We start from the raw sequence: 24,274 nt of genomic DNA, 5'->3' as shown, positions 1-24,274 counted from the left end.
GAAACCATGAGATTTTATACAATTAAGTTACCTAAATTTCTTGGTGGAATTGTTCGTGCAATGTTAAATACCTTCAAAAAAGATTAAAAAAGCACCTATCACCGGTGCTTTTTCCATTGTTATAGTAAAAAAAGAGCCTATCGGCTCTTTTTTTTATTATTAAACACGTTCGATTTTGCCAGATTTTAATGCTCTAGCAGAAACGTAAACACGTTGAACTTTTCCGTCGATGCGTACGCGAACTTTTTGAAGGTTAGCGCCCCACTTACGTTTTGTAGCGTTCATTGCGTGAGAACGAGAGTTACCAGAACGAGCTTTTCTTCCAGTAATAGCACAAACACGAGCCATTTATATTTCCCTCCCTTGATACCTTACCATACGTAATTTTTCAATGTTAGTCTTTTATGCGATGCTAAAAACACTACTATAATTTAACACAACTAAAAAGAGAATGCAACACCGTAGAAAAAAGAAATCAAGAAAATTTACTTGACACTATATGTCAATGAAGAAAAGTTAAAATCCATAAAAATTGCTTGACATATTATAGTGGTACATGTTGTATAATAACAATGGACTATTTTGCTCATCATAAAAAAGTGTAATTTAAAACATAAAATATGAGAGTGAAAAGAAAGAACGATGGAATTTTCTTTAAAAAGATTATATGATAGTAACTAAAGTAGTCTAGCTCACTTTCACCATTTATGAAGGGGGAAACGAGATGTCAATTGAAATTAAAACGAAGTACGGTCAAATTGATATTAGTACAGATGTAATTGCAACAATTGCTGGAGGTGCCGCGGTAGATTGCTACGGTATCGTAGGTATGGCATCAAAAAATCAGTTAAAAGATGGATTAACAGACATTTTACGAAAAGAAAACTTCACTAGAGGTGTTATTGTTCGTAAAGATGAAGATGAAGTACATATTGATATGTATATTATTGTGAGCTATGGTACGAAAATTTCAGAAGTGGCACATAATGTGCAGACGAAAGTGAAATATACATTAGATCAAACTGTAGGACTAGCAGTAGATTCTGTAAACATCTACGTACAAGGAGTTAAAGTAATAAACTTGTAATGTGCATTAAGGAGGAAAATCTGTGTCAATTCAAAAAATTGATGGAAAACGTTTATCACAAATGATCATGCAAGGAGCGAATAATTTAACAAATAATGTTCAGCTTGTTGATGCATTAAACGTATTTCCAGTTCCAGATGGCGATACCGGTACAAACATGAACTTATCTATGACTTCAGGTGCGCGTGAAGTGAAAGCAAATCCTTCACAGCATGCTGGTAAAGTCGGCGTAAGTTTAGCCAAAGGATTATTAATGGGAGCTCGTGGTAACTCTGGAGTTATTCTATCTCAGTTGTTCCGTGGTTTCTCTAAATCCATTGAACAAAAAGAAGAATTAACAACGGTTGATTTTGCTGCAGCACTAGAAGCTGGAGTAGAGGCGGCTTATAAAGCGGTTATGAAACCGATTGAAGGAACGATTTTAACGGTTGCAAGAGAAACGGGTAAATATGCAGTAACAGTTGCGAAAAAACAGCGCGACTTTGTTTTGTTTATGGAAGACGTTGTGAAAGAAGCAAACGCATCGTTAAATCGTACGCCAGATTTATTACCTGTATTAAAACAAGTTGGCGTTGTAGATAGCGGTGGTAAAGGTCTTGTAGTGGTATACGAAGGATTTTTAGCTGACTTAAAAGGAGAAACGATTTCTTCTGATGCACCGACGCAAACATCTATGAATGAGATGGTACGCGCAGAACATCACCGTAGTGTACAAAGCCAATTGAGTACAGAAGATATTAAGTATGGATATTGTACGGAGTTCATGGTGAAATTAGAGGCTGAAAAGGTGAAAGAGCATAATTTCTCTGAACAAAAATTCCGTGAAGATATTAGTGTATATGGTGATTCTCTACTAGTTGTGTCTGATGATGAAATTGTAAAAGTTCATATCCACGCAGAACATCCTGGAGACGCTATGAACTACGGGCAAAAATACGGTAGTTTAATTAAGATTAAAGTAGAAAATATGCGTGAACAGCATACTGCTTTATTAGATGAACCTGCTATGGTTCTTGAACAACCAGCTCAATCGAAAGAAAAACAACCATATGGTATCGTAACTGTGGCAATGGGGTCTGGTATTAAAACTTTATTTGAGAGCATCGGCGCAACGAAAGTTATCGAAGGTGGTCAAACGATGAATCCAAGTACGGAGGATATCGTGAAGGCAATTGAAGAAGCAAATGCTGAAAAAATCATTATTTTACCGAATAACGGAAATATTGTAATGGCAGCAGAACAAGCGGCATCAGTTGTAGATCAAGAAGTTATTGTTGTTCGTTCGAAAACAGTTCCTCAAGGTATGGCAGCAATGTTAGCATTTAACCCAGTTGGAACGTTAGAAGAGAATGAAGAAAACATGCAAGAAGCTTTATCTCATGTGAAAACAGGTCAAATTACGTATGCTGTACGTGATACGGAAATTGATGGTGTAGCAATTCAAAAAGATGACTTCATGTGTATTGCAGATGGAAAAATTGTATCTACAAATGCTGAAAAAGTAGGAGCTGCGAAGCAATTACTAGAAGCGCTTATTGATGAAGATTCTGAAATCGTAACGATTCTACAAGGTGAAGATGCAACTGACGAAGAAGTAGCGGAGTTAGTTGAATTTGTAGAAGAGAAATTTGAAGATGCAGAAGTAGAAGTGCATGCTGGAAACCAACCAGTGTATTCTTTCATCTTCTCTGTAGAATAAGATAAGATTCGTTTTGAAAATAAATGGATTACTTACTTGCTAATGGATAAGGAGTAGTAATATGAAGTTTATTACTAGTTTTTATTCAAAAGGCTAGCATATTGAAGAGAGAAAAGAGCCTTGCTGCTAATAGTGAGGCTCTTTTTTACTTGTTTTATATAAGGGATTTGAGTAGTTTCTCTTAGAATGCCTATGATAGAATATATAAGGTGAAAGAGAGCGATTACAGATGCTAATTGGTACTCAAATAAAATGCAATAAAGAAAATAATGTGACGGGGTGTGAGAATCTTGAATGATGTTGTACAAGTTCCTGTTACGGATGTAAAGGGGATCGGAGGAGAAACATCTGAGTTACTACATGAGATGGGTATTTATACAGTTTCTCATCTATTAGAACATTTTCCGTACCGTTATGAAGATTATGCGATGAAAGATCTTGCTGAAGTAAAGCATGATGAACGTGTAACGGTTGAAGGGAAGGTTCATAGTGCTCCTTTGCTGCAATATTATGGTAAGAAGAAATCGCGTCTAACAGTTCGTGTTCTCGTCGGTCGTTATTTAATTACGGCGGTATGTTTTAATAGGCCTTACTATAAGCAAAAATTAACGTTAGATGAAACGGTAACGATTACTGGTAAATGGGATCAACATCGTCAAACAATTGCTGTATCAGAACTTCATTTTGGGCCAGTTGTACGTCAACAAGAAGTGGAGCCAGTTTACTCAGTAAAGGGGAAACTTACAGTAAAACAGATGCGTCGTTTTATTGCTCAAGCGTTAAAGGAATATGGAGATTCTATAGTCGAAGTGTTACCGGATGGTTTGTTAGGCCGGTATAAATTATTACCAAGATATGAAGCACTTAAGGCTTTGCATTTTCCGGTAGGACAGGAGGATTTAAAGCAAGCGCGTCGCCGTTTTGTATATGAGGAATTTTTCTTATTTCAGCTGAAAATGCAAACGCTGAGGAAAATGGAGAGGGAAAATTCAAAAGGGACGAAGAAAGAGATTCCGTCAGTAGAATTACAAGAATTTATCGATGCACTGCCGTTTCCGTTAACGGGTGCGCAGCGCCGAGTTGTAGATGAAATTTTAAAAGATATGACATCTCCTTATCGGATGAACCGACTATTACAAGGTGACGTTGGTTCTGGGAAAACAGTTGTTGCTGCGATTGGCCTTTATGCATCGAAATTAGCTCATTATCAAGGTGCTTTAATGGTTCCTACAGAAATTTTAGCTGAGCAACATTATCAGTCGCTTGCTGAAACGTTTTCGCATTTTGGTATGAAGGTGGAACTGCTAACAAGTTCTGTTAAAGGTGCGAGACGACGAGACATTTTAGCGAAGTTAGAACAAGGAGAAATAGATATTCTTGTTGGAACGCACGCTTTAATTCAAGATGAAGTTATATTTCATAGGTTGGGTCTCGTTATTACGGATGAACAGCATCGATTTGGTGTAGCGCAGCGCCGAGTTTTACGGGAGAAAGGTGAAAGTCCAGATGTATTATTTATGACAGCGACACCAATTCCGCGTACGCTTGCAATTACTGCATTTGGAGAGATGGATGTTTCAATAATCGATGAGATGCCAGCAGGGAGAAAGGTGATTGAAACATACTGGGCAAAACATGATATGTTAGATCGCGTCCTCGGTTTTGTTGAGAAGGAGATAAAAAAAGGAAGACAGGCATACGTTATTTGTCCTCTAATTGAAGAATCTGAGAAACTTGATGTGCAAAATGCTATCGACTTACATAGTATGCTGACGCATCATTACCAAGGGAAATGCCAAGTTGGATTGATGCATGGGAGATTATCGTCTCAGGAAAAAGAAGAGATAATGGGACAGTTTAGTGAAAATAAAGTGCAAATTCTTGTATCGACAACAGTTGTTGAGGTTGGTGTGAACGTACCGAATGCGACTGTGATGGTTATTTATGATGCAGAACGTTTCGGTTTATCGCAGCTTCATCAGCTTAGAGGGCGTGTCGGGCGTGGTAGTGAACAATCATATTGTTTATTAATAGCAGACCCTAAATCAGAAACAGGAAAAGAAAGAATGCGCATAATGACTGAAACAAATGATGGATTTGTATTGTCAGAAAAAGATTTAGAATTACGAGGTCCTGGAGATTTCTTTGGGAGTAAGCAAAGTGGCTTACCGGAATTTAAGGTTGCTGACATGGTACACGATTATCGAGCGTTAGAAACAGCAAGGCAAGATGCGGCGATACTAGTAGAGTCAGAAGCATTTTGGCACAATGATCAATACGCTGCCTTGCGTACGTATCTTGATGGGACAGGTGTGTTCCAAGGAGAGAAGCTCGATTAAAGGGAGTCAACAAAAAAATTGTTGCATTCTACTTTCAATGATTATATACTACTGTTAGTACCTAGTCATAAAAATGGATGGTGCGGTATGAAGAAAAGAAGAAGTAAAAAAGAAAGACAAGAATTATTACAACAAACAATCGAATCAAATCCTTTTATTACGGATGAAGATTTAGCGGAAAAATTTCAAGTGAGTATACAAACAGTACGACTGGATCGTATGGAATTGTCTATTCCTGAATTAAGAGAGAGAATTAAACATGTAGCTACAAAGCAACATGAAGAAGATGTGAAATCTTTACCGTTAGAAGAGGTTGTCGGAGAAATTATTGATATTGAATTAGATAGACATGCAATCTCTATCTTTGAAGTAAAGGTAGAACATGTATTTAAAAGAAATCAAATTGCCCGTGGGCATCATCTGTTTGCGCAAGCAAACTCACTAGCTGTTGCGGTTATTGATGAAGAATTAGCTTTAACTGCAAAGTCTACCATTCGATATATTCGCCCTGTAAAATTAGGAGAGCGTGTTGTTGCAAAAGCGCGTGTTGAAGACGTAGAGAATGATAAGGGACGGACGGTTGTCAAAGTGCGTAGCTTCGTTGGAGAAGAACTTGTTTTTACAGGCACTTTTGAAATGTATCGATCTAGTAATTATAGTGAGGAAGGTAACAACTTATGAAAATCGCAATAGATGCAATGGGCGGAGATCACGCTCCAAAGGCTGTAGTATTAGGGGCAATGAAAGCTATTAAGGAATATTCTGATTTACATATTACGTTAGTAGGGAAAGAAGAGGAAATTCGTCAATACTTAACGAGTGATGAACGAATTACTATTCTTCATACAGACGAAAAAATAGAATCGACGGAAGAACCAGTAAGAGCGGTTCGTCGAAAAAAACAAGCTTCAATGGTACTTGCGGCACAGCAAGTAAAGGATGGAGAAGCAGACGCTTGTATATCCGCAGGTAGCACAGGAGCTTTAATGGCAGCTGGATTATTTGTTGTCGGTCGTATGGAAGGAATTGAGCGACCAGCTTTATCGCCTACAATGCCAACTGTAGATGGAAAAGGTTTTGTTATGTTAGATGTTGGAGCAAATGTTGATGCAAAACCAATTCATTTATATCAATATGCAGTAATGGGATCTGTTTATGCTGAGAAGGTAAGAGGAATTGAAAATCCTCGTGTTGGACTATTAAACGTTGGAACAGAGGATGGAAAAGGAAACGAGCTTTCAAAGCAAGTATTTGCAATGCTTAAGGATGCGCCAATTAATTTCGTTGGGAACGTTGAATCGAGAGATTTATTGCAAGGTGTAGCAGATGTTGTTGTATGTGATGGTTTTACAGGGAATGTAGCGTTGAAATCATTAGAAGGAACAGCACTTGCGCTATTCTCTATGTTGAAAGAACAACTAATGAGTTCGTTTACGAGCAAATTAGCAGCGGCGGTATTAAAGCCAAAACTTATGGTATTAAAAGATAAAATGGATTATTCGGAGTATGGGGGAGCTGCATTATTTGGATTGAAAGCACCTGTCATTAAGGCTCACGGTTCTTCTAATGACCAGTCGATATTTAGTGCGATTCGTCAAACGAGAGAAATGGTAGCGAAAGAAGTAATTCCTACAATTTCAAGCGTAATGGAGAAAGAGTCACTCCAATAAGAGGAGGATTTGAAATGGGAAAAATAGCATTTCTTTTTCCGGGCCAAGGTTCACAGGCAGTTGGAATGGGTAAACAATTAGCAGAGAATAATAAAGAGGTTGCAAAAGTGTTTGCAAAAGCAGATGAGGTGTTACAAGATTCACTTTCAGAAGTGATTTTTGAAGGACCGCAGGAAAAGCTTACATTAACAACAAATGCTCAGCCTGCATTATTAACAACGAGTTTTGCTATTTTGACAGCTTTGAAAGAGTATGACATTACACCTAACTTTGTCGCTGGTCATAGTTTAGGTGAATATAGCGCTCTTGTAGCAGCTGGTGCATTAACTTTTGAAGATGCTGTATATGCTGTAAGGAAACGTGGCGAATATATGGAAGAAGCTGTTCCAGACGGGGAAGGTGCGATGGCAGCTATATTAGGTGCTGACCTAGATATGCTGAAACAAGTTACAGAAGAAGTAACAAGTGAAGGATATGCAGTGCAAATCGCTAATATGAATAGTACGAAGCAAATTGTTATTTCTGGAACGAAGCAAGGTGTAGAGGTTGCTTCTCAAAGAGCGAAAGAAAATGGTGCAAAGAGAGCAATTCCACTAAAAGTAAGTGGGCCTTTCCATTCTTCACTTATGAAGCCGGCAGCTGAGAAGTTCCAAAGTGTTTTAAATGAAATTACAATTCATGACACGAATATTCCTGTTATTGCAAATGTTACGGCGGATGTTATTACACGTGGTGCAGACATTCAAGAAAAGTTAATCGAACAGCTTTATTCGCCTGTATTATGGTACCCGTCTATTGAATGTATGGTGCAGCAGGGAGTAGATACATTTATTGAAATTGGACCTGGGAAAGTACTTGCTGGACTTATGAAGTCGATTGATTCATCAGTGAAAGCATATGCGATATATGATGAAGAGACATTAAAAGATACCATTTCAAATTTGAGAGGAGAAAACTGATGTTAAAAGGGAATGTAGCATTAGTAACTGGCGCTTCACGTGGAATTGGTCGCGCGATTGCGATCGATTTAGCGAAACAAGGGGCAAATGTAGTAGTGAATTATGCAGGTAATGAACAAAAAGCAAATGAAGTAGTAGATGAAATTAAGAAATTAGGTTCTGATGCAATTGCGGTAAGAGCAGATGTTGCAAATGCTGATGATGTTACAAATATGGTGAAACAAACAGTAGATACATTTGGACAAGTTGATATTCTTGTAAATAATGCTGGTGTAACAAAAGATAATTTATTAATGCGTATGAAAGAAGAAGAATGGGATACAGTTATTAATACAAACTTAAAAGGTGTATTCTTATGTACAAAAGCAGTATCTCGCTATATGATGCGTCAACGTCACGGTAGAATTATAAATATCGCTTCGGTTGTTGGTGTTATAGGAAACCCAGGGCAAGCTAATTATGTTGCTGCTAAAGCGGGTGTTATTGGATTAACAAAAACATCTGCAAAAGAGTTAGCAAGTCGAAATATTACAGTGAATGCAATTGCGCCGGGCTTTATTGCGACTGATATGACAGATGTACTAGATGAGAATATTAAAGCAGAAATGTTAAAAGTTATTCCAGCTGCTCAATTTGGTGAAGCGCAAGATATCGCGAATGCTGTAACGTTTTTTGCTTCTGATCAAAGCAAATATGTTACAGGTCAAACGTTAAATGTTGATGGCGGTATGGTAATGTAATAAAAGAATCGATTTCACCTAGTTTTTTTGGTCAATATTTAATATAATATTTGAGGGGAGGTGAATGGAATGGCAGATGTTTTAGAGCGCGTAACAAAAATCATCGTTGATCGTTTAGGAGTAGAAGAGACTGAGGTAGTACCAGCTGCAAGCTTCAAGGAAGATTTAGGAGCAGACTCCCTAGATGTAGTAGAACTTGTAATGCAATTAGAAGATGAATTCGAAATGGAAATTTCTGATGAAGATGCTGAAAAGATTGCTACTGTTGGCGATGCTGTGACTTACATAGAGAGTCATCTATAATGCTTAAGTGAAGTCCCGTTTTTTAGCGGGGCTTTCTGGCTTATATCTGGAGGGACCTATGCCGTACCGAAAATATAGAGAAAAAAAATACGAAACAAAATATCGTGAAGCATTTAAAGTGTTTCAAGAAAAGATAGGTATTACGTTTACAGATGAAAAATTATTGATTCAAGCATTTACGCATTCATCGTATGTGAATGAGCATCGAAAAAAACCGCATGAAGATAACGAGCGTCTTGAATTTCTTGGAGATGCAGTATTGGAACTTACTGTATCGCAGTATCTGTTTCAAAAATATCCGACAATGAGCGAAGGAGAGTTAACAAAACTACGTGCAGCTATTGTATGTGAGCCATCTCTTGTTCGTTTTGCGAACGAATTGTCATTTGGTAGCCTTGTTTTATTAGGAAAAGGTGAAGAAATGACAGGTGGACGTGAACGACCAGCTTTATTAGCGGATGTCTTTGAAGCGTTTATTGGTGCCCTTTATCTTGATCAAGGGTTAGAAACAGTTTGGGAATTCTTAAAAGAAATTGTATATCCGAAAATTAATGAGGGTGCTTTTTCTCATGTGATGGATTATAAGAGTCAGTTACAAGAATTGATTCAGCGTGATGGTAGTGGCAATGTTGAGTATCAAATTTTGCAAGAAAAAGGACCAGCTCACAATCGAGAATTTGTGTCACGTGTTACGTTAAATAACGTAGCTTTAGGTCTTGGTAGTGGTAAGTCGAAAAAAGAAGCAGAGCAACAAGCTGCTGCAGAAGCATTGAAAAAATTAAAAGAACAACTATAAGGAATCCCCCTTTGAATGAGGGGGATTCCTTATGCATAGAATGAAACTTTCTTTTTGTTTGTGAATAAAAGGAAGGGAAATCCGTATGATAGCTCGTTTTTGTATAGATAACAGTTATAGCAACGGAGAATAGGAGGAAGGCCTTTCGTGTTTTTAAAAAGATTAGAAATAGCAGGATTTAAGTCTTTTGCTGAGCGTGTATCTGTTGATTTTGTCCCAGGTGTAACTTCTGTAGTAGGCCCTAATGGAAGCGGGAAAAGTAATATTACTGATGCGATTCGCTGGGTACTTGGTGAACAATCTGCAAAATCATTACGTGGTGCAAAGATGGAGGATATTATTTTTGCAGGCAGTGATACGAGGAGAGCGGTTAATGTTGCTGAAGTAACAATAACTTTAAATAATGAAGATCAACGTTTACCAATTGAATACAATGAGGTGTGTGTAACACGTCGTGTATCTCGTTCAGGTGATAGTGATTTTTATATTAATAAACAATCATGTAGATTGAAAGATATTATCGATTTATTTATGGACTCTGGTATGGGAAGAGAAGCTTTTTCAATTATTAGCCAGGGGAAAGTGGAAGAGATTTTAAGTAGTAAGTCAGAAGAGCGTCGAGGTGTATTTGAAGAAGCGGCAGGCGTACTGAAATACAAACTTCGCAAAAAGAAAGCTGAAGGGAAGTTAGCAGAAACAGAAGAAAACTTAAATCGTGTACAAGATATAATTCATGAATTAAGTAGTCAAGTAGAACCTTTAGAAAGACAAGCTTCTATTGCGAAAGATTATCTTGAGAATAAAGAAGAATTAGAGAAAGTAGAAGCTGCGCTTATTGTACATGAAATTGAAGAATTGCATGAGAAATGGGAAGCGCTTCGAAATCAGTTTGGGCATAATAAAGACGAAGAAGCTAAAATGTCAACGGATTTACAAAAAAGTGAAGAAGAGCTTGAGGAATTACGAGGACAATTACAAGCGGTAGATGAGTCTGTAGATTCGTTGCAAGAAGTACTTCTTCTTTCTAGTAAAGAGCTAGAAAAACTAGAAGGACAGCGCGAGTTGTTAAAAGAGAGAAAGCAAAATGCTACGACGCATTGTGCGCAACTTGAGCAGTTAATTGTTGAATTAACAGAGAAAGCTAAAAGTTACGATGGTGAAATTGCGTCAAGTACAGAAGCTTTAATGCAATTTGTGAATGAAGTAAAAGAGTTAGAGCAAAAATTGCATGATAATGAGCAACTGCTTGCTACTTTTGCTGACAATTTAGAGGAACAGATTGAGAATTTAAAAGGTGACTATATTGAACTTTTAAATCAACAAGCTAGTCATCGCAATGAATTATCTATGATTGAAGAACAATCTAAACAGCAAACGTCTAAAAACGAGCGGCTGGATGAAGAGAATGCGAAATATGTAGAAATGCGTATGGAAATTACAGCGAAAAAGACGAAACTTGTAGAAAATTACGAACAAGTGAAAGAAAAAGTAGCTGGCATCCTCTCAAACATACAGAAGACAGAGGCGGCGCTCGGGAAATGTAAGACGCAGTATAGTGAAAATGAAACAAAACTGTATCAAGCATATCAATTTGTGCAACAGGCACGTTCTCGAAAAGAAATGCTTGAAGAGATGCAAGAAGATTATTCTGGCTTCTATCAAGGTGTACGTGAAGTATTGAAAGCTAGAGAAAATAGGTTGCAAGGTATCGAGGGTGCTGTTGCGGAACTGTTAACGGTACCTAAAGAATACGAAGTTGCAATGGAAATCGCTCTAGGTGCAGCGATGCAGCACATTGTTGTACAAACAGAGGAACATGCTCGTAATGCAATTGCATTTTTAAAGCAAAATAAACATGGGCGTGCAACGTTTTTACCGCAAGCTGTTATTAAAAGCAGGTCGTTATCATTTGAGCAATTACGCATTGTAAATCAACACCCATCGTTTGTAGGTGTGGCGGCAGAACTTGTGCAGTACAATAATAAATATGAAAATGTAGTTTCAAATTTATTAGGTACTGTTATTGTTGCGAAAGATTTACGCGGAGCAAATGAGTTGGCGAAACAACTGCAATACCGTTATCGCATTGTAACAATCGAAGGTGACGTAGTGAATCCTGGCGGTTCTATGACTGGTGGAGCGGTAAAACAAGCGAAATCTTCTTTATTAGGACGCCAACGTGAACTGGAAGAGTGGACTCGCAAGTTAACTGATATGGAAGAAAAAACAACGAAGTTAGAAAACTTTGTTAAAGCAGTAAAACAAGAGATTCAAGAAAAAGAAGTGAAAATACGCGAACTAAGGCAAACTGTAGAAGCAGAGCGTGTAGATGAGCAGAAATTAAGAGAAGAGATTAATCGTTTAGAATTAGAAGAACATCGTATTAATGACCGCTTGTCTATTTATGATTTAGAGATTGAAGGTTTTTTACAAGATCGAGTAAAAACACAAGGGCGTAAAGAGGCGTTAGAAGGGATCTTAACGAATCTTCAAGCTGATATCACAGAGTTAGATAGTAAAATTGTAGCTTTAACAAAACAAAAAAGTGAGCAACATTCTTCAAAAGAAAAAGTTCAAAAAGAAATGACTGAGTTAAAAGTGCTGGTAGCTGAAAAGCAACAACGCTTATCTAATCAAAAAGAAAAAGTTGAACGATTTACGAAGGGAAAAGAAGAAACGGATGCGACACTTGTAAAAACGAAAGAGGATTTAGCTTTCTTAAAACAAGAAATGACATCTAATTCAAGTGGTGAAGAGCAAATTACGAATATGATTGAGAAGAAAGCGTATGATCGTAATCAAACTTCAGAATTAATTCGCTCTCGTCGCGAACAACGTGTCTCGTTGCAAGAGAGAGTAGAACATTTAGAGCGTAATTTGAAAGAAACGACAGGTAAACATAAATATATTATTGAAATGTTGAAAGATCAAGAAGTGAAAATAAACCGACTTGATGTAGAGTTGGAAAATAGATTACAACATTTACGTGAAACATATACGATTTCATTTGAAGCGGCAAAACTAAAATATACAATGACAATGCCTGCAGAAGATGCGCGTAAGAAAGTAAAATTAATCAAATTATCCATAGAAGAGTTAGGTACAGTGAACCTAGGGGCAATTGATGAATATGAACGCGTAGCGGAGCGTCATACATTTTTACTAGAGCAGAGAGACGACCTAGAAGAAGCGAAAACGACATTGCACCAGCTTATTACCGAAATGGATGAAGAAATGAAAAAACGCTTTTTTACTACGTTTGAAGGCATTAGAATGGAGTTTCAATCGGTATTCTCTGAGTTATTTGGAGGCGGAAGAGCGGATTTAGTAATGACTAATCCAGAGGATTTACTAAATACGGGTATTGATATTGTAGCACAACCGCCAGGGAAGAAATTGCAGAACTTAGGTTTACTTTCAGGTGGAGAGCGTGCTTTAACGGCAATTGCGCTTTTATTTGGTATTTTAAAAGTGCGCCCAGTACCGTTCTGTGTACTAGATGAGGTAGAGGCCGCCCTTGATGAAGCGAATGTAGCTCGTTTTGCACAGTATTTAAAGAAATTTAGTGATGAGACGCAGTTTATTGTAATTACACATAGAAAAGGTACAATGGAAGAGTCTGATGTGTTGTACGGTGTAACAATGCAAGAATCAGGGGTATCTAAACTTGTTTCGGTTCGTTTAGATGCCGGAGAAGAACTTATTGCAAGTGAATAGGAAGGATGGGAAAGTATGAGTTTTTTTAAAAAACTAAAAGAAAAAATTTCAAAACAAACGGATACAGTTACAGAGAAATTTAAACACGGATTAGAAAAAACTAGAAATTCATTTGCGGATAAAGTGAATGATTTAGTGTATCGTTACCGTAAAGTGGACGAAGATTTCTTCGAAGAGTTAGAAGAAATCTTAATCGGTGCAGACGTTGGCGTCGCAACGGTAATGGAATTAATTGATCAATTGAAAGAAGAAGTACAACGTCGTAACATTCAAGATCCAAAAGAAGTACAAGCTGTTATTTCAGAAAAACTAGTAGGAATTTACAAAGGTGACAGCGATTTTAGTAACGAAATTAATATGCAAGAAGACCAATTAACGGTTGTTTTATTTGTTGGTGTTAACGGTGTAGGAAAAACGACGACAATTGGTAAACTGGCGCATAAGTTTAAATCAGAAGGTAAGTCAGTCTTATTGGCGGCAGGAGACACATTCCGTGCTGGGGCGATTGAACAATTAGAAGTATGGGGCGATCGCGTTGGTGTAGAAGTGATTAAACAAGGATCTGGATCTGATCCAGCGGCGGTTATGTATGACGCTGTACAAGCTGCAAAAGCACGTAAGGTAGATGTATTACTATGTGACACAGCAGGACGCTTGCAAAATAAAGTAAACTTAATGAAAGAGTTAGAGAAGGTGAAGCGTGTAATTGAGCGTGAAGTACCAGGTGCTCCTCATGAAGTATTGCTTGTTATTGATGCAACAACAGGACAAAACGGTTTAAGCCAAGCGAAAACATTCCGTGAAGCAACGAATGTAACAGGTATTGTTTTAACGAAGTTAGATGGAACTGCTAAAGGTGGTATTGTATTAGCGATTCGTAACGAAATTGATGTACCGGTGAAGTTTGTTGGATTAGGAGAGCAAATGGATGACTTGCAGCAGTTTGATCCAGAACAATATGTGTATGGTTTATTTGCGAACTTAGTAGAAACAGAAGAAGCGTAAGCGAAAGAAGCGGTATTTCCGCTTCTTTTTCTATAAAAATATATGATGTTAAGAAAAAAACTTGACACTCTTTTGGACTCCATGTAAACTAACTTATGTAAAGGGAAATCACTTAACAAAGGATGATCCAACATGCTCGAAAAAACAACGAGAATGAACTATTTATTTGATTTTTATCAATCGTTGTTAACGCAAAAACAAAGAAGTTATATGTCGCTTTATTATCTAGATGATTTATCTCTTGGTGAAATTGCGGAAGAATTTGATGTAAGTCGCCAAGCCGTGTATGATAACATTAAACGGACTGAAGCGATGCTTGAAGAATATGAAGAAAAATTAGTATTACTTCAAAAGTTTCAAGAGCGACAGCGACTTGTTGCAAAGCTAAAACAGCTAATCAGCGAAGAAGAGCATGTGAATGAAGAAATGAAACAAGTTGTTGAAGCTATCGAAAAATTAGATTAGGAGGGCGGCAATATGGCATTTGAAGGATTAGCCGACCGACTTCAACAGACAATGCAAAAAATCCGCGGCAAAGGAAAAGTTTCTGAAGCCGATGTGAAAGAAATGATGAGAGAAGTTCGTCTAGCTCTTTTAGAAGCAGATGTTAACTTTAAAGTAGTAAAAGATTTTGTGAAGCGTGTGTCTGAACGTGCTGTCGGACAAGATGTAATGAAAAGTTTGACACCTGGACAACAAGTAATTAAAGTTGTACAGGAAGAACTTACAGAACTTATGGGCGGAGAGCAAAGCAAAATTGCTGTTGCTAATAAGCCACCGACTGTTATTATGATGGTTGGTCTGCAAGGTGCGGGTAAAACAACGACGACAGGTAAGCTTGCGAATTTGCTTCGTAAAAAGCATAATCGTAAACCGATGCTTGTTGCAGCGGATATTTACCGTCCAGCAGCGATTAAACAGCTTGAAACATTAGGGAAGCAATTGGACATGCCTGTATTTTCTTTAGGAGATCAAGTAAGTCCTGTTGAAATTGCGAAACAAGCGATTGCAAAAGCAAAAGAAGATCATCATGATTATGTTTTAATCGATACAGCGGGTCGCCTGCATATTGATGAAGAACTAATGGATGAATTAGCGAAAGTTAAAGAAGTTGCGAAACCGGATGAAATTTTCCTTGTTGTCGATGCGATGACGGGACAAGACGCGGTAAATGTTGCACAAAGTTTCCATGAACAGTTAGGTTTAACAGGTGTTGTATTAACGAAATTAGATGGTGATACCCGCGGTGGTGCTGCATTATCTATTAAGGCTGTAACAAACACACCGATTAAATTTGCTGGTATGGGTGAAAAACTAGATGCAATTGAAGCGTTCCATCCAGAGCGTATGGCATCCCGTATTTTAGGGATGGGCGATGTCTTAACATTGATTGAAAAAGCGCAAGCTACAGTTGATGAAGAGAAAGCAAAAGAACTTGAGCAAAAAATGCGTACGCTTTCGTTTACGCTTGACGATTTCCTAGAACAACTTGGACAAGTGCGTCAACTTGGACCGCTTGATGAATTGTTAGGAATGCTTCCTGGTGCAAATAAAATTAAAGGGCTGAAAAATGCGCAAGTTGATGAAAAACAAATTGGGCATATTGAGGCAATTATTCGTTCTATGACTAAATTAGAACGAGAACAACCGGAAATAATCAATGCTAGTCGCAAAAAGCGCATTGCCAAAGGTAGCGGTACAACTGTACAAGAAATCAATCGTCTAATTAAGCAATTCGATGACATGAAAAAAATGATGAAGACGATGACGGGAATGCAAAAAGGCAAGAAAAAAGGACTAGGTGGATTGAAGTTTCCATTCATGTAAGGAAAAAAAGATGGCTCTGTTAAGAAAAAATACTTTACAAAGCAATAGTCTTTTTGCTAATATAATTATCTGTGTGAAATAAATTCGGAGGTGCTTTATAAATGGCAGTTAAAATTCGTTTAAAACGTATGGGAGCTAAAAAAACTCCTTTCTATCGTGTAGTTGTTGCAGATTCTCGTTCTCCTCGTGACGGACGTTTCATTGAGGAAATCGGAACTTACAATCCAGTTGCTCAACCAGCTGAAGTTAAGATCGACGAAGAAGCAGCATTAAAATGGTTAGGAAATGGTGCTAAACCATCTGATACAGTTCGTAACTTATTCTCTAACCAAGGTATCATGGAGAAATTCCACTTATCTAAACAAGGTAAGTAATTGAGGCAATGACTATGAAGAAGTTAGTCGAGACGATTGTCAAGCCTCTTGTCGATCATCCTGAAGATGTAAAAGTTACACAGGAACTTTGCAACGGAGAGATAAAGTATCGATTAACTGTACATCCTGAGGATGTTGGAAAAGTCATTGGAAAGCAAGGGAGAGTTGCGAAAGCGATTCGAATGCTCTTGTATTCAGTGGGACATCATAATGATGAAAAAGTAACACTGGAAATTCAATAAACGTAAAAAGGGCGAGGAGTTATTCCTCTCCCTTTTTTAACATTTAAATAGAGATTGCATGTTCCATCTATGAAATGGAGATGCTTAATTTATATAGAAACCAGGGGTGACATACTATTTATGACAAAGTGGTTTAACGTAGGGAAAATTGTAAATACTCATGGAGTAAGAGGAGAAATCCGTGTGATTTCTCGTACTGATTTTCCAGAAGAGCGATATAAAGTAGGAAACACGCTATACATATCGAATGAGAAAGACACAGACTATCTTCCAGTGAAGGTAACTTCTCATCGCCAACATAAGACATTCGATTTATTAACATTTGAAGGATATAACAATGTAGATGAAGTAGAGAAGTTTAAAGGTTCTTTAATAAAAGTACCGGAAGAGCAGTTAGGTGAACTTGCTGAAGGTGAATACTACTATCACGAAATTATTGGTTGCAGCGTTGTAACGGAAGAAGGAGAAGCGCTAGGGACAATCAAAGAGATTCTCTCTCCTGGTGCAAATGATGTTTGGGTGATTAAACGTCCGAAGGGTCAAGATCTCTTAATTCCTTATATTGATGACGTTGTACTTCAAGTTAATATTGAAAATAAATTAGTAACCATTCATGTAATGGAAGGATTGCTATAATGAAAATTGATATTTTAACGTTGTTCCCAGACATGTTTACCGGTGTATTTGGATCTTCTATATTAAAGAAGGCACAAGAAAAGGAAGCGGTAAACCTTCGTGTTGTTAACTTTCGTGATTATACAACAAGTAAGCATAATAGCGTAGACGATTATCCTTACGGCGGAGGAGCTGGTATGGTGCTTACTCCTCAGCCTATTTTTGACGCTGTAGAAGATTTGACGAAAGAGACAGAGCGTAAGCCGAGAGTTGTCTTAATGTGTCCGCAGGGCGAAAGATTTACGCAGAAGAAAGCGGAAGAGCTTGCAGGGGAAGAACATTTGATCTTTGTATGTGGGCATTATGAAGGGTATGACGAACGAATTCGTGAGCATCTTGTAACGGATGAGATTTCTATTGGTGACTATGTATTAACGGGCGGAGAATTAGCTTCTATGGTTATTACTGATAGTGTTGTACGTCTCTTGCCAGGCGTGCTAGGAAATCATGCTTCACAAGTAGAGGATTCGTTTAGTACAGGTTTATTAGAGCATCCTCATTATACACGTCCGGCTGATTTTCGTGGTATGAAGGTACCGGATGTATTAATGTCAGGGAATCATAAAAATATTGACGAATGGCGACATAAGGAATCTTTGCGCCGTACGTATACGCGTAGACCTGATTTGTTAGATGATAGAGATCTATCTAAACAAGAGAAAAAATGGCTTGAGGAAATAAAGCGAGAGCAGTAATAACTTCATATATTTGCTATTGCAACAGGCCTAGTAATATGCTATTATAACATTTGTGCTACTGAAATCAGTAGCCGTATTAACGATGTTCCGCTGTAATTTATTAAGACTTTATAAGAGCATCTGTTTAAAGGAGAGAATTTAATATGCAACAATTAATCGCAGAAATTACAAAAGGCCAATTAAAAACTGACCTTCCTTCATTCCGTCCTGGTGACACTTTACGTGTACACGTAAAAGTTGTTGAGGGAACTCGTGAAAGAATTCAGCTTTTCGAAGGTGTTGTAATTAAACGTCGTGGTGGCGGAATTAGTGAAACATTCACAGTTCGTAAGATTTCTTACGGTGTAGGTGTTGAGCGTACATTCCCAGTTCACACGCCAAGAATCGCGAAAATCGAAGTACTTCGCCGTGGTAAAGTACGTCGTGCTAAGTTATACTACTTACGTAACCTTCGCGGTAAAAAAGCACGTATTAAAGAAATTCGATAAGACATGTATGGGAGCTTGTAAATGCACAAGCTCCCTTTTTCCAATCTATATGAAATTTTGGTATAATACGAACAGCTTACATAACCGTGGAGGGGAAATGCATGAAAAAAGAGAAGAGTTCACTTTGGGAATGGATTAAAGCAATTTTGATTGCTGTTGTATTAGCTGGTGTTATTAGACAGTTTTTCTTTGCGCCAATTCTCGTAGACGGGGTATCGATGGCACCTACTTTACATGATCGTGATCGAATGATTGTAAATAAAATTGGTTATCACATTGGAGATCCAAAACGCTTTGATATTATCGTATTTCGAGCAACAGAAGATAAAGATTACATTAAGCGCATTATAGGCCTACCGGGCGATGAAATAGAGTATCGTAATGATAAGCTGTATGTTAACGGAAAGGCTTATGAGGAGCCGTATTTAGACAAGCAGAAAAAGCAAATTGCTGACGGACCGCTTACATATGATTTTAATCTTGAAGAAATGACAGGCAAGAAAACCGTTCCAAAAGATCAATTATTTGTTTTAGGTGATAATCGTCGTTTTAGTAAAGATAGCCGTTCAATCGGTACGATTTCAATGGATCAAGTAATTGGTAAAGCTAATATGTTATATTGGCCGTTAGAAGACGCACGTATTGTGAAATAAATGAAAAAGAAGGTGGCAACATGGTAATTCAATGGTTTCCAGGGCATATGGCGAAGGCTAGACGCCAAGTAACGGAGAAATTAAAATTAATTGATGTTGTAATTGAACTTGTAGATGCTCGATTACCATTATCATCTCGAAACCCAATGATTGATGAAATCATTACACATAAGCCAAGGCTTGTTGTTTTAAATAAAGCGGATATGGCAGATGACCGTTTAACAAAACAATGGATCGCATATTTTAAAGAAAAAGGTCATATGGCAATTTCGATTAACGCGCAAGCTGGACAAGGTATGAAAGAAATTGCAGCAGCTTGTAAAGTGCTTGTTAAAGAAAAATTTGATAAAATGGTTGCAAAAGGTATTAGACCGAGAGCGATTCGTGCATTAATTGTAGGTATACCAAATGTTGGTAAATCTACATTAATTAATAAATTGGCAAAGAAAAATATTGCTAAAACAGGAGATCGTCCAGGTGTGACAACAGCTCAACAATGGATTAAAGTTGGGAAGGAAATGGAATTGTTAGATACGCCAGGTATTCTGTGGCCTAAATTTGAAGATCAATTAGTGGGTCTTCGCTTAGCGACGACGGGTGCAATTAAAGATTCAATTTTAAATTTACAAGATGTAGCTGTTTACGCATTACGTTTTATGGAGAAACATTATCCAGAACGCTTGAAAGAACGCTATAATTTAAATGAGATTCCAGAAGATATTGTGGAATTATTCGATGCAATTGGAAAAAATAGAGGCTGCTTAATGGGCGGCGGAATGATTGATTATGATAAGACATCTGAGCTTGTACTTCGTGAGCTTCGTGGTGGCAAACTTGGAAAAATGACGTTTGAAACACCGGAAGAGTTTGCAGAGCAAGTAGAAGATGTGGAAAAAATAGAAGAAGTATAAGACGTGCGTTTGTGCGTCTTTTCTTTTTGGATACGTTTAAAAAGGAGTTTGTATAAATGCAAAAAATGACGATAAAAGAAGCGGAAAATGTATTGAAAGAAATTATGAATGAAGAAGATGATCGCTTTCAACTGTTAATGAAAGATGAGCGAAAAGGCGTTCAAAAGCTCGTTTTGAAGTGGTATAAACAAAAAGAGTTAGAACAGAAAGAAAAAGAGAATTTTTTTGAAATGTCCAAGTATGAAAATGCTTTGCGTGAAAAAGGGGTCACATATATCGCGGGTATTGATGAAGTAGGGCGTGGCCCGTTGGCTGGGCCTGTTGTGACGGCAGCTGTCGTCCTTCCAGAGGATTTTTATATTCCAGGGTTAAATGACTCAAAAAAGCTGAGTGAAGCGAAACGTGAGCGTTTTTATGATGAAATAAAAGTACAAGCAATTGCAATTGGAGTAGGAATTGTATCACCGCAAGTTATTGATGACATTAATATTTACCAAGCAACGAAACAAGCAATGTTAGATGCAGTTGCAAATTTATCTTGTACACCCCAACATTTATTAATTGATGCGATGAAGCTTCCTACACCAATTCCGCAAACCTCAATTATTAAAGGTGATGCGAAAAGTATTTCTATTTCAGCTGCATCTATTATTGCGAAAGTAACGAGAGATCGTATGATGAAAGAACTGGGAGAAAAGTATCCTGAATACGGATTTGAGCAACATATGGGATATGGCACAAAGCAACATTTAGAGGCAATTGAAGTGCATGGAGTATTAGATGAACACCGAAAGTCATTCGCGCCAATTAAAGATATGATTCAAAAATAAGCTGTAAATATACAGCTTATTTTTTATTTTGGCATATAAACATTACTATTTTCGAAAAAGAATAAAGCGATTTCAGTTTTCTGACACTTTATTGTAGACAGCGTGCCAATCATCTTATACAATGGCAATGTAATGTTTTTTAAACATTAAAAAACTTTTCGAGTAAAACAGGAAAACAGGGGAGGATGGGACCATGAATATCCATGAGTACCAAGGTAAGGCAGTCCTTAGAAGCTATGGGGTTAGCGTTCCGAACGGGAAGGTTGCATTTACAGTAGAAGAAGCTGTAGAAGCAGCGAAAGAACTAGGAACAGATGTATGTGTAGTGAAAGCACAAATTCACGCTGGTGGACGCGGCAAAGCTGGCGGAGTAAAAGTTGCAAAAAATTTAGATGAAGTTCGTACATATGCAGAAAGCATTTTAGGAACTACACTTGTGACACATCAAACAGGTCCTGAAGGTAAGGAAGTAAAACGCTTACTTATCGAAGAAGGTTGCGATATTAAAAAAGAATATTATGTAGGTCTAGTTTTAGATCGTGCAACTTCTCAAGTTGTTTTAATGGCGTCTGAAGAAGGTGGAACAGAAATTGAAGAAGTAGCAGAAAAAACACCTGAAAAAATCTTTAAAGAATATATTGATCCAGCAGTAGGCTTACAAGGTTTCCAAGCACGCCGAATTGCATTTAACATCAATATTCCAAAAGAGCTTGTAGGACAAGCTGTGAAGTTTATGATGGGCTTATACCGTGCGTTTATCGAAAAAGATTGCTCTATCGCTGAGATTAACCCACTTGTTACAACAGGTGAAGGTAAAGTTATGGCATTAGATGCAAAATTAAACTTTGATTCTAATGCGTTATATCGCCATAAAGACATTTTAGAGCTTCGTGATCTTGATGAAGAGGATTCAAAAGAAATTGAAGCTTCAAAATACGATTTAAACTACATTCCTTTAGATGGAAATATCGGTTGTATGGTTAATGGTGCAGGTTTAGCGATGGCTACAATGGATATCATTAAACATTACCACGGTGACCCAGCTAACTTCTTAGATGTTGGTGGCGGTGCAACTGCTGAAAAAGTTACAGAAGCATTCAAAATTATCCTTTCTGACAAAAATGTAAAAGGTATCTTCGTTAACATTTTTGGTGGTATTATGAAGTGTGATGTTATTGCAGAAGGTGTTATTGAAGCAACGAAACAAGTAGGTCTTGAGTTACCTTTAGTTGTACGTCTTGAAGGTACAAACGTAGAACTAGGTAAGAAAATTTTAAATGAGTCTGGCTTAAATATTGTTGCAGCAGAATCTATGGCAGACGGTGCACAAAAAATTGTTTCACTAGTGGGCTAATAGAAAGCGGGGGAGAAAAATGAGCGTATTAGTTAATAAAGATACAAAAGTTATTGTTCAAGGTATTACAGGTTCTCAAGGTTTATTCCATACAAAACAAATGATTGAATACGGTACGAAAATTGTCGGTGGTGTAACACCAGGTAAAGGCGGCACTGATATTGAAGGTGTACCAGTATTTGATACAGTAGAAGATGCAGTGAAAGCAACAGGCGCAAACGCTTCAGTTGTATACGTTCCACCCGCTTTTGCGGCAGATGCAATTATGGAAGCAGTTGATGCAGAAATTGATTTAGTAGTATGTATTACTGAAGGAATTCCTGTATTAGATATGGTAAACGTAAAGAGATATATGGCTGGTAAACATACACGTTTACTTGGACCAAACTGCCCAGGTGTAATCACACCAGATGAATGTAAGATTGGTATTATGCCAGGATATATTCATAAAAAAGGTCATGTTGGTATCGTATCTCGCTCTGGTACATTAACGTATGAAGCTGTACATCAATTAACACAAGAAGGTATTGGCCAATCTACTGCTGTAGGTATCGGTGGAGACCCTGTTAACGGTACAGACTTTATTGATGCGTTAAAAGCATTTAATGAAGATGAAGAAACACATGCTGTAATTATGATTGGTGAAATCGGCGGTACAGCAGAAGAAGAGGCAGCTGAATGGGTAAAAGCTAATATGACAAAACCTGTTGTAGGCTTCATTGGTGGTCAAACAGCGCCTGCTGGCAAACGTATGGGCCATGCTGGTGCAATCATTTCTGGTGGTAAAGGAACTGCTGCTGAAAAGATTAAAACAATGGAAGCTTGTGGCATTAAAGTAGCTGAAACTCCAGCAGTTATGGGAGAAACGCTAATCTCTGTTTTAAAAGAAAAAGGTCTATTTGAGACTTGCAAAAACTATTAATCTGTTGAAAGACACCTTCTTACTTGAGGGTGTCTTTTTACACTTTTTTCTGTTTACATAATAAAAATTATGGGTAAGGAGAATCAAGATGAAAAGAGAGCGGTTATTACATCTTCATTACTTGCTAGCAGATTATTGGAAAGCGATGGAGAGGCTACTATATGTCGATCCAGAATTAAAGAACATATATAATTTTAACGAAAAACAAATGGAGCACTACACTGGAATATCCTCGAAAAAATCTTCAGAACTAGTGAAATTTCTTCAAAGTTCAAATCTTCCGCAATATATATCTTATTTAGAGAAAAATCGTATCTTTTATATAACGATATGGGATGAAAATTATCCACAATTATTACGTGAAATACAAGACCCTCCCTTCGTTTTATATGGAAAAGGAGAGAAAGATTTTCTAAATAAAGTAAATAAATTAGCAGTTGTTGGAACGAGAGAACCATCATTATATGGTCATGAGAGCTTGAAATTTATTTTACACCCTTTATTAGAAAGAGAGTGGCTTATTGTCAGTGGGTTTGCAAAAGGGATAGATACAATGTCTCATGAGATTACAGTAAGGCATCATTGTCCCACTATTGGGATATTAGGGCATGGATTGTCGTTTATGTATCCGAAAGAAAATAGACATTTATATGAAATGTGGAAGGAATATATATTGTTATTGACAGAGTATCCTCCGCACTATGCACCGAAAAAATGGTATTTTCCAAAAAGGAACCGGATTATTAGTGGTATAAGTAAAGGTGTTTTAGTTGTAGAAGCGAAATCGAGAAGTGGGACACTTATTACTGCAGACCTTGCGTTAGAGCAAAATAGAGAGGTGTTTGCGCTTCCTGGACCTATATTTATAGAGGGGGCATCGGGAACAAATCATCTTATTCAACAAGGCGCAAAATTAGTAAGAAATGCAGAAGATATCTTGGAAGAGATTTTAAATTAACCTTATATTTTTAAATTTTTATTAAAC

26 protein-coding genes are annotated in these 24,274 nt (G+C 37.4%); 25 read left to right on the top strand and 1 reads right to left on the bottom strand.

Annotated elements, in window-relative coordinates:
* Positions 1–6: 6 nt before the first annotated feature.
* Positions 7–87, top strand: a complete 81-nt coding sequence (gene spoVM / locus AC0ONG_RS17985; protein WP_001213599.1) for a stage V sporulation protein SpoVM — start codon at positions 7–9, stop codon at positions 85–87.
* 72 nt (positions 88–159) lie between these two features.
* Here spoVM and rpmB read toward each other — a convergent pair whose 3' ends face one another.
* Positions 160–348, bottom strand: coding sequence for a 50S ribosomal protein L28 (gene rpmB / locus AC0ONG_RS17980; RefSeq protein WP_000124776.1), 189 nt, complete (start codon positions 346–348; stop codon positions 160–162).
* Between the two features lie 376 nt (positions 349–724).
* Between rpmB and AC0ONG_RS17975 the strand changes: the two genes are divergently transcribed.
* The 24 genes from AC0ONG_RS17975 (at position 725) to dprA (ending at position 24,247) form a co-directional block, all read left to right on the top strand.
* The gene (locus AC0ONG_RS17975) at positions 725–1,087 is read left to right on the top strand and encodes an Asp23/Gls24 family envelope stress response protein (protein WP_000021109.1); all 363 of its coding nucleotides are present in this window, start codon (positions 725–727) and stop codon (positions 1,085–1,087) included.
* Positions 1,088–1,109: 22 nt separating this feature from the next.
* Positions 1,110–2,786, top strand: coding sequence for a DAK2 domain-containing protein (locus AC0ONG_RS17970; protein ID WP_016098852.1), 1,677 nt, complete (start codon positions 1,110–1,112; stop codon positions 2,784–2,786).
* A gap of 290 nt (positions 2,787–3,076) precedes the next feature.
* Positions 3,077–5,125 carry an ATP-dependent DNA helicase RecG gene (gene recG / locus AC0ONG_RS17965; protein WP_001000822.1) on the top strand — a complete coding sequence of 683 codons (2,049 nt, stop codon included), beginning with the start codon at positions 3,077–3,079 and terminating at the stop codon, positions 5,123–5,125.
* Positions 5,126–5,212: 87 nt separating this feature from the next.
* Positions 5,213–5,806, top strand: coding sequence for a transcription factor FapR (gene fapR, locus AC0ONG_RS17960; protein ID WP_000747349.1), 594 nt, complete (start codon positions 5,213–5,215; stop codon positions 5,804–5,806).
* Positions 5,803–6,795 carry a phosphate acyltransferase PlsX gene (gene plsX / locus AC0ONG_RS17955; RefSeq protein WP_000684100.1) on the top strand — a complete coding sequence of 331 codons (993 nt, stop codon included), beginning with the start codon at positions 5,803–5,805 and terminating at the stop codon, positions 6,793–6,795. Before fapR ends, plsX begins: the two co-directional genes overlap by 4 nt.
* A 14-nt stretch (positions 6,796–6,809) precedes the next feature.
* Positions 6,810–7,754 carry an ACP S-malonyltransferase gene (fabD, locus tag AC0ONG_RS17950; protein ID WP_000515908.1) on the top strand — a complete coding sequence of 315 codons (945 nt, stop codon included), beginning with the start codon at positions 6,810–6,812 and terminating at the stop codon, positions 7,752–7,754.
* Positions 7,754–8,494: a 3-oxoacyl-[acyl-carrier-protein] reductase gene (gene fabG / locus AC0ONG_RS17945; protein ID WP_000911998.1), complete on the top strand. Its 741-nt coding sequence runs from the start codon at positions 7,754–7,756 to the stop codon at positions 8,492–8,494. Before fabD ends, fabG begins: the two co-directional genes overlap by 1 nt.
* A 69-nt stretch (positions 8,495–8,563) precedes the next feature.
* Positions 8,564–8,797, top strand: coding sequence for an acyl carrier protein (acpP, locus tag AC0ONG_RS17940; RefSeq protein ID WP_000786062.1), 234 nt, complete (start codon positions 8,564–8,566; stop codon positions 8,795–8,797).
* A gap of 58 nt (positions 8,798–8,855) precedes the next feature.
* Positions 8,856–9,593 (top strand): ribonuclease III, encoded by a 738-nt coding sequence (gene rncS / locus AC0ONG_RS17935; RefSeq protein ID WP_001146875.1) that lies wholly within the window; start codon positions 8,856–8,858, stop codon positions 9,591–9,593.
* Positions 9,594–9,740: 147 nt separating this feature from the next.
* Positions 9,741–13,310 (top strand): chromosome segregation protein SMC, encoded by a 3,570-nt coding sequence (gene smc, locus AC0ONG_RS17930; protein ID WP_474203622.1) that lies wholly within the window; start codon positions 9,741–9,743, stop codon positions 13,308–13,310.
* A 15-nt stretch (positions 13,311–13,325) separates the two neighbouring features.
* On the top strand, positions 13,326–14,315 hold the full coding sequence (gene ftsY, locus AC0ONG_RS17925) for a signal recognition particle-docking protein FtsY (RefSeq protein ID WP_000007640.1): 990 nt from the start codon (positions 13,326–13,328) through the stop codon (positions 14,313–14,315).
* Between the two features lie 132 nt (positions 14,316–14,447).
* Complete coding sequence (locus AC0ONG_RS17920; protein ID WP_000891062.1) at positions 14,448–14,780, top strand: putative DNA-binding protein; 333 nt, start codon at positions 14,448–14,450, stop codon at positions 14,778–14,780.
* A gap of 12 nt (positions 14,781–14,792) precedes the next feature.
* Entirely contained in the window at positions 14,793–16,142 is a 1,350-nt protein-coding gene (ffh, locus tag AC0ONG_RS17915) for a signal recognition particle protein (protein WP_000863460.1), read from the top strand.
* A gap of 101 nt (positions 16,143–16,243) precedes the next feature.
* Entirely contained in the window at positions 16,244–16,516 is a 273-nt protein-coding gene (rpsP, locus tag AC0ONG_RS17910) for a 30S ribosomal protein S16 (RefSeq protein ID WP_000268748.1), read from the top strand.
* Between the two features lie 14 nt (positions 16,517–16,530).
* Complete coding sequence (locus tag AC0ONG_RS17905; RefSeq protein WP_000737393.1) at positions 16,531–16,758, top strand: KH domain-containing protein; 228 nt, start codon at positions 16,531–16,533, stop codon at positions 16,756–16,758.
* 120 nt (positions 16,759–16,878) lie between these two features.
* On the top strand, positions 16,879–17,394 hold the full coding sequence (gene rimM / locus AC0ONG_RS17900) for a ribosome maturation factor RimM (protein WP_000170272.1): 516 nt from the start codon (positions 16,879–16,881) through the stop codon (positions 17,392–17,394).
* Positions 17,394–18,128 (top strand): tRNA (guanosine(37)-N1)-methyltransferase TrmD, encoded by a 735-nt coding sequence (trmD, locus tag AC0ONG_RS17895; protein WP_000686901.1) that lies wholly within the window; start codon positions 17,394–17,396, stop codon positions 18,126–18,128. Before rimM ends, trmD begins: the two co-directional genes overlap by 1 nt.
* A gap of 146 nt (positions 18,129–18,274) precedes the next feature.
* On the top strand, positions 18,275–18,619 hold the full coding sequence (gene rplS / locus AC0ONG_RS17890) for a 50S ribosomal protein L19 (protein ID WP_001186516.1): 345 nt from the start codon (positions 18,275–18,277) through the stop codon (positions 18,617–18,619).
* A gap of 101 nt (positions 18,620–18,720) precedes the next feature.
* On the top strand, positions 18,721–19,272 hold the full coding sequence (gene lepB, locus AC0ONG_RS17885; protein WP_000711853.1) for a signal peptidase I: 552 nt from the start codon (positions 18,721–18,723) through the stop codon (positions 19,270–19,272).
* 20 nt (positions 19,273–19,292) lie between these two features.
* Positions 19,293–20,183: a ribosome biogenesis GTPase YlqF gene (gene ylqF, locus AC0ONG_RS17880; RefSeq protein WP_000236702.1), complete on the top strand. Its 891-nt coding sequence runs from the start codon at positions 19,293–19,295 to the stop codon at positions 20,181–20,183.
* Positions 20,184–20,239: 56 nt separating this feature from the next.
* A complete protein-coding gene (locus AC0ONG_RS17875) occupies positions 20,240–21,013 on the top strand; it encodes a ribonuclease HII (RefSeq protein WP_001171121.1) in 774 nt (257 codons plus the stop codon).
* A gap of 193 nt (positions 21,014–21,206) precedes the next feature.
* Complete coding sequence (gene sucC / locus AC0ONG_RS17870) at positions 21,207–22,367, top strand: ADP-forming succinate--CoA ligase subunit beta (protein ID WP_001020791.1); 1,161 nt, start codon at positions 21,207–21,209, stop codon at positions 22,365–22,367.
* A gap of 19 nt (positions 22,368–22,386) precedes the next feature.
* On the top strand, positions 22,387–23,289 hold the full coding sequence (sucD, locus tag AC0ONG_RS17865; RefSeq protein WP_000115178.1) for a succinate--CoA ligase subunit alpha: 903 nt from the start codon (positions 22,387–22,389) through the stop codon (positions 23,287–23,289).
* Between the two features lie 88 nt (positions 23,290–23,377).
* Positions 23,378–24,247 carry a DNA-processing protein DprA gene (gene dprA, locus AC0ONG_RS17860; protein WP_000818044.1) on the top strand — a complete coding sequence of 290 codons (870 nt, stop codon included), beginning with the start codon at positions 23,378–23,380 and terminating at the stop codon, positions 24,245–24,247.
* Positions 24,248–24,274: the final 27 nt, after the last annotated feature.

It is taken from the genome of Bacillus sp. TCT6 (assembly GCF_056033845.1).
This window is presented reverse-complemented; position numbering and strand designations above follow the sequence as displayed.